Origin of the sequence: Streptomyces sp. NPDC058955 (assembly GCF_042741435.1) — a bacterium.
In the GTDB taxonomy this organism is placed as follows: Bacteria; Actinomycetota; Actinomycetes; order Streptomycetales; family Streptomycetaceae; genus Streptomyces.
On the sequence record NZ_JBHYKM010000059.1, the window covers coordinates 36,229 to 47,096 of the forward strand.

At 72.6% G+C, this 10,868-nt stretch carries 9 protein-coding genes and 1 pseudogene; 6 read left to right on the plus strand and 4 right to left on the minus strand.

What is annotated here, in order from left to right; all coding sequences use genetic code 11:
• Positions 1–138 precede the first annotated feature (138 nt).
• Together ACFW1I_RS22325 and ACFW1I_RS22330 are read right to left on the minus strand one after the other, a co-directional pair.
• Positions 139–915 (minus strand): bifunctional 2-polyprenyl-6-hydroxyphenol methylase/3-demethylubiquinol 3-O-methyltransferase UbiG, encoded by a 777-nt coding sequence (locus ACFW1I_RS22325; protein ID WP_234338223.1) that lies wholly within the window; start codon positions 913–915, stop codon positions 139–141.
• 65 nt (positions 916–980) lie between these two features.
• Positions 981–1,583 carry a DUF3043 domain-containing protein gene (locus ACFW1I_RS22330; protein WP_384672650.1) on the minus strand — a complete coding sequence of 201 codons (603 nt, stop codon included), beginning with the start codon at positions 1,581–1,583 and terminating at the stop codon, positions 981–983.
• A 284-nt stretch (positions 1,584–1,867) separates the two neighbouring features.
• Here ACFW1I_RS22330 and ACFW1I_RS22335 point away from each other — a divergent pair, with 284 nt between their 5' ends.
• The 5 genes from ACFW1I_RS22335 to ACFW1I_RS22355 all read left to right on the plus strand — a co-directional run bounded on the left by ACFW1I_RS22335 (position 1,868) and on the right by ACFW1I_RS22355 (position 8,318).
• The gene (locus tag ACFW1I_RS22335; protein WP_031006955.1) at positions 1,868–2,659 is read left to right on the plus strand and encodes a PspA/IM30 family protein; all 792 of its coding nucleotides are present in this window, start codon (positions 1,868–1,870) and stop codon (positions 2,657–2,659) included.
• Positions 2,660–2,673: 14 nt separating this feature from the next.
• On the plus strand, positions 2,674–2,952 hold the full coding sequence (locus ACFW1I_RS22340; protein WP_384672653.1) for a hypothetical protein: 279 nt from the start codon (positions 2,674–2,676) through the stop codon (positions 2,950–2,952).
• 197 nt (positions 2,953–3,149) lie between these two features.
• Positions 3,150–4,361, plus strand: coding sequence for a sensor histidine kinase (locus ACFW1I_RS22345; RefSeq protein ID WP_384672672.1), 1,212 nt, complete (start codon positions 3,150–3,152; stop codon positions 4,359–4,361).
• Positions 4,358–5,047, plus strand: a complete 690-nt coding sequence (locus tag ACFW1I_RS22350; protein WP_384672656.1) for a response regulator — start codon at positions 4,358–4,360, stop codon at positions 5,045–5,047. The genes ACFW1I_RS22345 and ACFW1I_RS22350 overlap by 4 nt, the downstream gene beginning before the upstream one ends.
• A gap of 157 nt (positions 5,048–5,204) precedes the next feature.
• Positions 5,205–8,318, plus strand: a complete 3,114-nt coding sequence (locus ACFW1I_RS22355) for an efflux RND transporter permease subunit (RefSeq protein WP_384672658.1) — start codon at positions 5,205–5,207, stop codon at positions 8,316–8,318.
• Positions 8,319–8,426: 108 nt separating this feature from the next.
• Here the strand turns inward: ACFW1I_RS22355 and nadA are convergent, their stop codons facing one another.
• On the minus strand, positions 8,427–9,608 hold the full coding sequence (gene nadA, locus ACFW1I_RS22360) for a quinolinate synthase NadA (protein WP_384672660.1): 1,182 nt from the start codon (positions 9,606–9,608) through the stop codon (positions 8,427–8,429).
• A 235-nt stretch (positions 9,609–9,843) separates the two neighbouring features.
• Here nadA and ACFW1I_RS22365 point away from each other — a divergent pair, with 235 nt between their 5' ends.
• Entirely contained in the window at positions 9,844–10,200 is a 357-nt protein-coding gene (locus tag ACFW1I_RS22365) for an iron-sulfur cluster assembly accessory protein (RefSeq protein ID WP_031006968.1), read from the plus strand.
• A gap of 150 nt (positions 10,201–10,350) precedes the next feature.
• Here ACFW1I_RS22365 and ACFW1I_RS22370 read toward each other — a convergent pair.
• Positions 10,351–10,868 (minus strand): annotated as a pseudogene (locus ACFW1I_RS22370) (endonuclease); the annotation flags it as partial.

Consider the following 10,868-nt stretch of genomic DNA (forward strand, 5'->3'; position numbering starts at 1 on the left):
GGGGGGGGGGGGCGGGCGTGGGGGTCTCCCGCGCCGGGCGGGGGGGGGGGGGGGGGGGGGGCGCGGGGGGCGGGGGGGGGGGGCGGGGGGCGGGGGGGCCCCCCCCCCCCCCCTCGGCCGTGTCGTTCGGGCGGGGTCTCAGCCCCGCACCCCGCACAGGTGCAGCAGCGCCGCCACCCGCCGGTACGGATCGGTCCGGCCCGCCCGCTCCTCGGCGGCGAGCAGCCGCTCCAGCTCCTCGGCGGCCGGCAGCCCCGCCTCGGCGGGGACGCCGTCGGTGAAGACCCGCACGCCGTACCAGGCGTGCAGCGGCGCCGCGATCCCCGCGAGCGTCGCCGTCAGCGCCTCCAGCCGGTCGGCCCGCACCTTCACGCCGTCGTCGTCCTGGTAGACGTCCGTGTCGAAGCCGGCCAGCGCGCCCGCCCAGTCCCCGGCGAGCCCCGGCCGCATGGCGAGGGCGTCCGCGTTCCGTACCACCAGGGAGAGCAGGCCCCCGGGGGCCAGCATCCGGGCCAGGCCCGCCAGCAGCGCGTCCGGCTCGTCGGCGTACATGAGCACCCCGTGGCACAGGACCACGTCGAAGCTGCCCGGCAGGAAGTGGACGCCGGTCTCGCGCCCGTCGCCCTCGATCAGCCGGACCCGCTCACGGATCCCGGCCGGCTCGGTCGCCAGCGACTCCCGGGCCGTCTTCAGCAGCTCGGGATCGGCCTCCAGACCCGTGACGGTGTGCCCGGCCCGGGCCAGCCGCAGCGCCTGCGTACCGGCCCCCATGCCCGCGTCGAGGATCCTCAGCCGCTGCCCCACCGGGTAGCGGCCGGTTATCTGCTCGTCGACCTGGCGGGCGACGATCTCCTGCCGGATGGTGTCCCGGAGCCCGCCGTGACCGGCGGGCCAGTGGACGACGGCGGGCAGCACGGGACCGCCCGTCCCGGAGGCGGTCACGCCGAAGACGTGCCCGCCGGAGGCCGAGCCGTCCGCGCTCAGGGCCGCTCTCCGCGCTTGACCTGCGGCTTCGGCAGCCGCAGTCGGCGCATCTGGAGCGTGCGCATCAGGCCGTACGCGATCGCGCCGCGCTTCGGCGTGTCCGGGAAGCGCTCGTTGAGCTGCTTCCGCAGACGGAACCAGATGCCGATGGAGTCGATGATGATCAGGACGATCACGCCGAGCCAGAGCAGCAGCGAGATGTTCTGGAGCGAGCGGTTCGCGTTGCCGAACAGCGACAGCACCAGGATGACCACGGCCATCGGCAGGAAGAACTCGGCGATCGCGAACCGCGAGTCGACGAAGTCGCGCACGAACTTGCGCACCGGACCCTTGTCACGGGCCGGCAGATAACGCTCGTCACCGCTGTTCAGCGCCTCGCGCTGACGCGTCAGGTCGGCCCGCCGCGCCTCTCGCTGGCGCTTGGCGGCCTCCTTGCGGTCGAGCGGGACGGACTGCGCGCGACGGCGCTGCGTCTGGGCCTCACTCCGCTTCGGGGTCGGGCGGCCCTTGGGGGCCTCGGGGTCGCGGGGCTGCTTGGAGAGGTCCGCCGTCACCTTCTCGGTGGGGGCCTTCTCATCCTTCGAACGGCTACGGAACACAAAACCCAAGGGTACGGGGTGGGAGGCATGGAACCCCAGTCCGGGAGGGAACGATCCGCTCACAGCCGGCGTCGTAGCCGGTACGCACACGAGGAAGCACGGCGCGTCAGGGGGTTCTCCCGGAGATCCCTCTACTCCTCCCGCCGGAGACGGGAGGACCCGCAGTCGTCCTTGGGGAGGAGCGCATCGGGCTCCGAACAGTGCGGTAATGGAGGCAGGGACCGTAGTCTGGATCCTGACGAAGAGCTGGTGCCAAGTCCGTCAGAAGGGGGCGCGCGAAGCCCATGAGCGGTGTCATGAAGCGTATGGGGATGATCTTCCGCGCGAAGGCGAACAAAGCCCTTGACCGGGCCGAGGACCCGCGCGAGACCCTCGATTACTCCTACCAGAAGCAGCTGGAGCTGCTGCAGAAGGTGCGCCGGGGCGTCGCCGACGTCGCGACCTCCCGCAAGCGGCTCGAACTCCAGCTGAACCAGCTGCAGGGCCAGTCCGCCAAGCTGGAGGACCAGGGCCGCAAGGCGCTGGCGCTCGGCCGCGAGGACCTCGCCCGCGAGGCGCTGTCCCGCAGGGCCGCGCTCCAGCAGCAGGTCAGCGACCTGGAGGTGCAGCACCAGACCCTCCAGGGCGAGGAGGAGAAGCTGACCCTCGCGGCACAGCGGCTCCAGGCCAAGGTGGACGCCTTCCGCACCCGGAAGGAGACCATCAAGGCCACGTACACGGCCGCCCAGGCGCAGACCCGGATCGCCGAGTCCTTCTCCGGCATCTCCGAGGAGATGAGCGACGTCGGCCTCGCCATCCAGCGGGCCGAGGACAAGACCGCCCAGCTCCAGGCCCGGGCCGGCGCCATCGACGAGCTCCTCGCCTCCGGCGCGCTCGACGACCAGTCGGGCCTCGCCAAGGACGACATCCAGGCCGAGCTGGACCGCCTCTCCGGCGGCACCGACGTCGAGCTGGAGCTCCAGCGGATGAAGGCGGAGCTGGCCGGCGGCCCCTCCCAGCAGGCGATCGAGGGCGGCGCCGCGGGCACCCCGCAGCAGAACCAGCAGCAGTCCCACCCCCGCTTCGACAAGCAGTAGGCAAGGACGGCGTCATGATCGTACGGATCATGGGGGAGGGCCAGCGCGAGCTGGCCGACAGCCACTTCGCCGAGCTGAACAAGCTCGACGACGAGCTGCTGAGCGAGATGCAGTCCGGCGACGAGGAAGGCTTCCGGCGCACGCTCGGCGCCCTCCTCGACGCCGTCCGCCACCTGGGCACCCCCCTGCCGGACGACGCCCTGGAGCCCTCGGAACTCATCCTCCCGTCCCCGGACGCCACCCTGGAGGAAGTCCGGGACATGCTCTCGGACGACGGCCTGATCCCCGGCTGACGCCCCGGTGGGGGCAGGCGTCCCACAGGGCAGGGGGAGGGCGGGCACACCGGGACGGCGCCCTCGGTGGCGCCCGGGCACCCGCCCCTCCCCGCAGGACGGCGCCGTTCCGGGCCCGCCGGGCACGCCGTACCGTTACCGGCGTGACCCGCACAGGAGAAGCGCCCCCCGCCCCCACCTCAGGGCTCGCCACCCGCCTGTGCGAAAGATTCCGCGACCACCCCCTGGCCTTCGACACCGTCCTGGCCTTCGGCGTCCTCGTCGCCATGATCGCGGCCTCCTTCACCGACCCCCACGGCAGCGCCACCGGCCCCACCTTCGGCGACCGCGCCCCCACCCTCCCCGGCGTCGCGATGATGACCGCCGCCGCCGTCGCCCTGGTGTTCCGCCGCCGCCGGCCCTTCGCCGTCCTCGTCTTCACCGCCTCCCTCAGCCTGGTCGAGCTGCTCGGCGAGACCCGCCCCGCCCCGCTCGCCATCAGCGCCGTCGTCGCCCTCTACACGGTCGCCTCCCGCACCGACCGCCCCACCACCTGGCGGGTCGGCCTCGTCACCATGACCGTGCTCGCCGTCGCCGCCATGGCCTTCGGCCCGACCCCCTGGTACGCCCAGGAGAACCTCGGGGTCTTCGCCTGGACCGGCATGGCCGCCGCCGCGGGCGACGCCGTCCGCAGCCGCCGCGCCTTCGTCGACGCCATCCGGGAGCGCGCCGAGCGCGCCGAGCGGACCCGCGAGGAGGAGGCCCGCCGCCGGGTCGCGGAGGAACGGCTCCGGATCGCCCGCGACCTCCACGACGTCGTCGCCCACCACATCGCCCTGGTCAACGTGCAGGCCGGAGTCGCCGCCCACGTCATGGACAAGCGCCCCGACCAGGCCAAGGAGGCCCTCGCCCACGTCCGCGAGGCCAGCCGCTCCGCCCTCGACGAGCTGCGCGCCACCGTCGGCCTGCTCCGCCAGTCCGGCGACCCCGAGGCCCCCACCGAACCGGTCTCGGGCCTCGCCGTCCTCGACGGGCTCCTCGACAGCTTCCGCAAGGCCGGACTGCCCGTCTCGCTGGCCCGGGCCGACGGCGGCCGGCAGCTCCCGGCGCCCGTCGACCTCGCCGCGTACCGGATCGTCCAGGAGGCCCTCACCAACGTCCGCAAGCACGCCGGACCGGACGCCCGCGCCGAGGTGAGCATCGTCGTCGTGGGCCGTACGGTCGAGATCACCGTCCTCGACGACGGCACCCCGCCCGACGGGCCGGCCACCGAGCCCTCCGGCGGCCACGGCCTGCTCGGCATGCGCGAGCGGGTCACCGCCCTCGGCGGCGCGCTCACCGCGGCACCCCGCTACGGCGGCGGCTTCCGCGTCCAGGCGATACTGCCGCTGTGCCCGGGGACGCCCCGGGACGCGGGGGAGGAAAGATGACGATCCGGGTACTGCTCGCCGACGACCAGGCCCTGCTGCGCAGCGCCTTCCGGGTGCTCGTCGACTCCGAGCCCGACATGGAGGTCGTCGGGGAGGCCGCCGACGGCGCCCAGGCCGCCGCCCTCGCCCGGACCGAACGGCCCGACGTCGTCCTCATGGACATCCGGATGCCCGGCACCGACGGCCTCGCCGCCACCCGCGCGATCACCGCCGACCCCGAGCTCGCCGGGGTCCGGATCGTCATGCTCACCACCTTCGAGATCGACGAGTACGTGGTCGAGTCGCTGCGCGCCGGCGCCTCCGGCTTCCTCGGCAAGGGCGCCGAACCGGACGAGCTGCTCGGCGCGATCCGGATCGCGCACGCCGGCGAGGCGCTGCTCTCCCCGGCCGCCACCAAGGGCCTGATCGCCACCTTCCTCGCCCAGAGCGCCGCCGCCGACCCGGTCGGCGCCGGGGCCAGGGTGGACGCCGAGCGGCTCTCCGCGCTCACCGCCCGAGAGCGCGAGGTCCTCGTCCTGGTCGGCGGCGGCCTCTCCAACGACGAGATCGCCGAACGGCTCGACGTCAGCCCGCTCACCGTGAAGACCCACGTCAACCGCACCATGGCCAAGCTCGGCGCCCGCGACCGCGCCCAGCTGGTGGTCACCGCCTACGAGACCGGACTGGTCCGCCCGCGGGGGGAGTGACCGCGCCCGCCGGCGTACTGCGGACGCGGTACGCGAGGGCCGGGAAGTGCGTCTGGGGGCCGAGGACTTCCGGCCGGGCGTGGCCCAAGGTAGGGGGGAGGGGGGCGCTCTGGCTGCCCGCCGCCTGCCGACGAGTACGCCACAGAAGAGAGACCCCATGTCCTGGCTGTCCAGATTCAGCCTCGCGCAACGGGCCCTGATCGGGCTGATGTCCATCGTCGCCATCGTCTTCGGACTGATCGCGATACCCCAGCTGAAGCAGCAGCTGTTCCCCTCGATCGAGCTCCCGATGGTCTCGATCATCGCCCCGTACCAGGGCGCCTCTCCCGACGTGGTCGAGCAGCAGGTCGTCGAGCCGCTGGAGAACAACCTCAAGGCCGTCGACGGCATCAAGGGCATCACGTCCACCGCCTCCGAGGGCAGCGCCGTCATCATGGCCTCCTTCGACTACGGCGACGAGTCCACCAAGCAGCTGGTCGCCGACGTCCAGCAGGCCGTCAACCGCGCCCGGGCGGTGCTGCCCGACACGGTCGACCCGCAGGTCGTGGCCGGCTCCACCGACGACATCCCGACCGTCGTCCTCGCCGCCACCTCCGACAAGGACCAGCAGGCGCTCGCCGACCAGCTGGAGCGGACCGTCGTCCCCGCCCTGGAGGACATCGACGGCGTCGGCCAGGTCAGCGTCGACGGCGTCCAGGACCTCCAGGTCTCCGTCACCCCCGACCCGCGCAAGCTCGCCGCGGCCGGCCTGACCTCCATGAACCTCGCCCAGGCCCTCCAGAACGGCGGCGCCACCCTGCCGGCCGGCTCCTTCTCCGAGGCCGGCAAGAGCCGCACCGTCCAGGTCGGCGGCGGCTACACCTCGCTCCAGCAGATCCAGGACCTGCGCGTCAAGCCCGCCCAGGGCAAGGCGGTCCGGCTCGCCGACGTCGCCACCGTGCGGCAGGAGGAGTCCGCCCGGGTCTCGCTGACCCGCACCAACGGCAAGCCCAGCCTCGCCGTCATGGCCACCATGGACAAGGACGGCAGCGCCGTCGCCATCTCCGAGGCCGTCGAGGAGAAGCTCCCCGAGCTGCGCAAGCAGCTGGGCGCGGGCGCCGAGCTGACCGTCGTCTCCGACCAGGGCCCGGCCGTCGCCAAGTCGATCTCCGGCCTCACCACCGAGGGCGCCCTCGGCCTCGTCATGGCCGTCCTGGTGATCCTGGTCTTCCTCGCCTCGATCCGCTCGACCCTGGTCACCGCGGTCTCCATCCCGCTCTCGGTGGTCCTCGCCCTGATCGTGCTGTGGACCCGCGACCTCTCCCTCAACGTGCTGACCCTCGGCGCGCTCACCATCGCCATCGGCCGGGTCGTCGACGACTCGATCGTGGTCCTGGAGAACATCAAGCGCCACCTCGGCTACGGCGAGGACCGCCAGTCCGCGATCATCACCGCCGTCAAGGAGGTGGCCGGCGCGGTCACCTCCTCCACCCTCACCACCGTCGCCGTCTTCCTGCCGATCGGCCTGGTCGGCGGCATGGTCGGCGAGCTGTTCGGCTCCTTCAGCCTCACCGTGACCGCCGCCCTGCTGGCCTCGCTGCTGGTCTCGCTGACGGTCGTCCCGGTGCTCTCGTACTGGTTCCTGCGCGCCCCCAAGGGCACCTCCGAGGACCCGGACGAGGCCCGCAGGCTCGCCGAGGAGAAGGAGGCGAAGAGCCGCCTCCAGCGCGCCTACGTGCCGGTGCTGCGGTTCGCCACCCGCCGCCGCCTCACCAGCGTGGCGCTCGCCCTCGTCGTCCTGGTCGTCACCTTCGGCATGGCGCCGCTGATGAAGACCAACTTCTTCGACCAGGGCGACCAGCCGGTCCTGACGGTCAAGCAGAAGCTGGCCCCCGGCACCAGCCTGGACGCCTCCGACGAGGCCGCACAGAAGATCGAGAAGGTCCTCGCGGAGACCGAGGGCGTCAAGGACTACCAGGTCACCGTCGGCTCCTCCGGCTTCATGGCGGCCTTCGGCGGCGGCACCGGGGCCAACCAGGCGTCCTTCCAGGTGACCCTGGAGGAGTCCGCCTCGTACGAGAAGACCCGCGACGCCATCGAGGCGGGCCTGGGGAAGCTCGACGGCATCGGCGACACCTCGATCGCGGCCGGCGACGGCTTCGCCAGCCAGGACCTGAGCGTGGTCGTGAAGGCCGGCGACCGCGAGCTGCTCCAGCGGGCCTCCGAGCAGGTCCAGAAGGCGGTCGCGGAGCTGAAGGACGTCACCGACGTCCAGAGCGACCTCTCCCAGTCGGTCCCGCGGATCTCCGTGAAGGCCAACGCGAAGGCGGCCGACGCCGGCTTCGACCAGACCACCCTCGGCATGGTCGTCGCCCAGGCCGTCCGCGGCACCCCGGCCGGCAAGGCCACCCTCGACGACGCCGAGCGGGACATCGTCCTCACCTCGGCCGCCCCGGCCACCACGCTCGCCCAGCTGAAGGCGCTGCCGCTCGGCCCGGTGAAGCTCGGTGACATCGCCACCGTGGAGCTCGTCCCCGGCCCGGTCTCGATGACCCGGATCGACGGCGCCCGCGCGGCGACGATCACGGCCAAGCCGACCACCGACAACACCGGCGCCGTCGGCACCGCGCTCCAGTCGAAGATCGCCGCGCTCGACCTGCCCGAGGGCGCCTCCGCCTCCATCGGCGGTGTCTCCGAGGACCAGAACGAGGCGTTCGTCAACCTCGGCCTGGCGATGCTCGCGGCCGTCGCGATCGTCTTCATGCTGCTGGTCGCGACCTTCCGGTCGCTCGTCCAGCCGCTGATCCTGCTGGTCTCCATCCCGTTCGCCGCCACCGGCGCCATCGGCCTGCTGGTCCTCACCGGCACCGCGATGGGCGTCCCGGCGATGATCGGCATGCTGATGCTCATCGGCATCGTGGTGACCAACGCGATCGTCCTGATCGACCTGATCAACCAGTACCGGGCCCAGGGGTACGGGGTCGTCGAAGCGGTGATCGAGGGCGGCCGGCACCGGCTCCGCCCGATCCTGATGACCGCCCTGGCGACCGTCTTCGCCCTGTTGCCGATGGCCCTCGGCATCACCGGCGAGGGCGGCTTCATCGCCCAGCCGCTCGCCGTGGTGGTGATCGGCGGCCTGATCACGTCGACCCTGTTGACCCTCCTCCTCGTCCCGACGCTCTACGCGATGGTGGAGCTCCGCAAGGAGCGCCGCGCGGCGAAGAAGGCGGCGAAGAGGGCCGGCGGCGACGCCCAGGTCCCGCCGCAGCAGAAGGAGACGGTGAACGCCTAGCACGGACGAAGGGGCGCCCCCCCCGTGTGGGGGCGCCCCTTCGGCGTACGTACCGGAGCCCGGCGGTACCGGAGTTGCCGGAGCCCGGCCGGCGGTGCTGGAGAACCGTTACGGCAGCGCCAGCATCCGCTCCAGCGCCAGCTTCGCGAACGCCTCCGTCTCCTTGTCGACCTCGATCCGGTTGACCAGGTTCCCCTCGGCCAGCGACTCCAGCGCCCACACCAGGTGCGGCAGGTCGATCCGGTTCATGGTCGAGCAGAAGCAGACCGTCTTGTCGAGGAAGACGATCTCCTTGCCCTGGTCGGCGTAACGGTTCGCCAGCCGGCGGACCAGGTTCAGCTCCGTGCCGATGGCCCACTTCGAGCCGGCCGGGGCCGCCTCCAGGGTGTTGATGATGTACTCGGTCGAGCCCACGTAGTCCGCGGCGGCGACGACCTCGTGCTTGCACTCCGGGTGGACCAGCACGTTCACGCCGGGGATCCGGGCGCGCACGTCCTCGACCGACTCCAGCGAGAAGCGGCCGTGCACCGAGCAGTGACCCCGCCACAGGATCATCTTCGCGGCGCGCAGCTGCTCGGCGGTGAGCCCGCCGTTCGGCTTGTGCGGGTTGTAGACCACGCAGTCGTCCAGGGACATGCCCATGTCGCGGACGGCGGTGTTGCGGCCCAGGTGCTGGTCGGGGAGGAAGAGCACCTTCTCGCCCTGCTCGAAGGCCCAGTTCAGGGCCCGCTCGGCGTTGGACGAGGTGCAGATCGTGCCGCCGTGCTTGCCGGTGAAGGCCTTGATGTCGGCCGAGGAGTTCATGTACGAGACGGGCACCACCTGCTCGGCGACGCCGGCCTCGGTCAGCACGTCCCAGCACTCGGCGACCTGCTCGGCGGTGGCCATGTCGGCCATCGAGCAGCCGGCCGCCAGGTCCGGCAGGACGACCTTCTGGTCGTCGCCGGTGAGGATGTCGGCCGACTCGGCCATGAAGTGCACACCGCAGAAGACGATGTACTCGGCCTCCGGCTTGGCGGCGGCGTCACGGGCGAGCTTGAACGAGTCGCCGGTGACGTCGGCGAACTGGATGACCTCGTCGCGCTGGTAGTGGTGGCCGAGGACGAAGACCTTGTCCCCGAGCTTCTCCTTGGCCGCGCGGGCACGCTCCACCAGGTCGGGGTCGGAGGGCGACGGCAGATCGCCGGGACACTCCACGCCGCGCTCGCTCTTGGGGTCGGCCTCGCGGCCGAGCAGCAGCAGGGCGAGCGGCGTCGGCTGGACGTCCAGGGGGGTCTGGGCGGTGGTCACGTCACGCACCCTTTCTTCGGGGAACCTTTTCGTCTAAATGACGCTATCTATCATAACCCCTTCACGTCATTCTGACGATGGCCATAGTGTCGATGTGACGAATTCGCCCTCCGCGTCTTCGGGCGCGGTGTGCGAGCATGAAGGAGGGAAATCCCACCCGACCCGGAATGAATCCGGGACACCGTCGGTTGCAACCGTCGGCAAGCAGTCTCCGTACAACCCGGGAGAGATGTAGATGTCCGTATCGGACGAGACCGGCACCGTCACCGACGGCATCATCGTCACCGACGCCGCCGCGGCCAAGGTCAGGGCTCTGCTGGAGCAGGAAGGCCGCGACGACCTGGCGCTGCGCGTCGCCGTCCAGCCCGGTGGCTGCTCCGGCCTGCGCTACCAGCTGTTCTTCGACGAGCGCTCGCTCGACGGCGACGTCGTCAAGGACTTCGACGGTGTCAAGGTCGTCACCGACCGCATGAGCGCCCCCTACCTGGGCGGCGCCTCCATCGACTTCGTCGACACCATCGAGAAGCAGGGCTTCACGATCGACAACCCGAACGCCACCGGCTCCTGCGCCTGCGGCGACTCGTTCAGCTAAAGAGCGGCGCCCCGCCAAGACCAGGGCGGGGGTGGGGGGGGGCGGGCGCCCCGCCCGCCCCCCCGCGCCCCCGGCGGGCGTCCACCACGCCCCGCGCGCGGGGGCGGCCACCGGCGGCGTGGAAGGCGAGGAGCAGGAGGTCCATGCCGTTCACCGCCGTCCGAACACGGTGCGGGCGGCCCGGGCCACGCGGCCCGCGAGACCCGGCGGCCGGCTGTCGGACCGTTCCTGCCACCAGCGGGTCAGCTCCCGCCGCTCGGGCCGCCGCTCGTCGAGGAGCAGCCCCTCGACGAAGTCGAGCGCGTCCCGCCGGTAGCTCCCCGGCATCGGCCGTCTGCGGGCGTACGCCAGGAACGCGGGCCGGAACTCGGCGCCGAGGATCCTCGGCAGCTCGGGCGCGATCCGCGCCACGACGGAGGCCCGCTTGGCGGCGAGCGCCCGGCTCTGCACACCGATCCGCCGCACGTCGAACCCCTCCGGCACCGGGGTCCCCGCGACCAGCGCCGACAGCAGCGCCGCCTGCCCGACCCCGACCCGCTGCCGCCCGGCGTCGGTCGCGGAGGGCTCGGGTCTCGTCGCGGCGGCGGCCTCGGGCCGGGCCAGGACGGCCAGCGGACCGGCCGGCGGGGCCGCCGGGCCGGACGCGGGGCCGGCGGCCGGCATGGGGC

Excerpts from the sequence above, each read along its gene's own strand:
- ACFW1I_RS22335 (WP_031006955.1), top strand. The coding sequence starts at position 1,868 with ATGAGCGGTGTCATGAAGCGTATGGGGATGATCTTCCGCGCGAAGGCG.
- ACFW1I_RS22365 (WP_031006968.1), top strand. The coding sequence starts at position 9,844 with ATGTCCGTATCGGACGAGACCGGCACCGTCACCGACGGCATCATCGTC.
- ACFW1I_RS22355 (WP_384672658.1), top strand. The coding sequence starts at position 5,205 with ATGTCCTGGCTGTCCAGATTCAGCCTCGCGCAACGGGCCCTGATCGGG.
- ACFW1I_RS22350 (WP_384672656.1), top strand. The coding sequence starts at position 4,358 with ATGACGATCCGGGTACTGCTCGCCGACGACCAGGCCCTGCTGCGCAGC.
- ACFW1I_RS22340 (WP_384672653.1), top strand. The coding sequence starts at position 2,674 with ATGATCGTACGGATCATGGGGGAGGGCCAGCGCGAGCTGGCCGACAGC.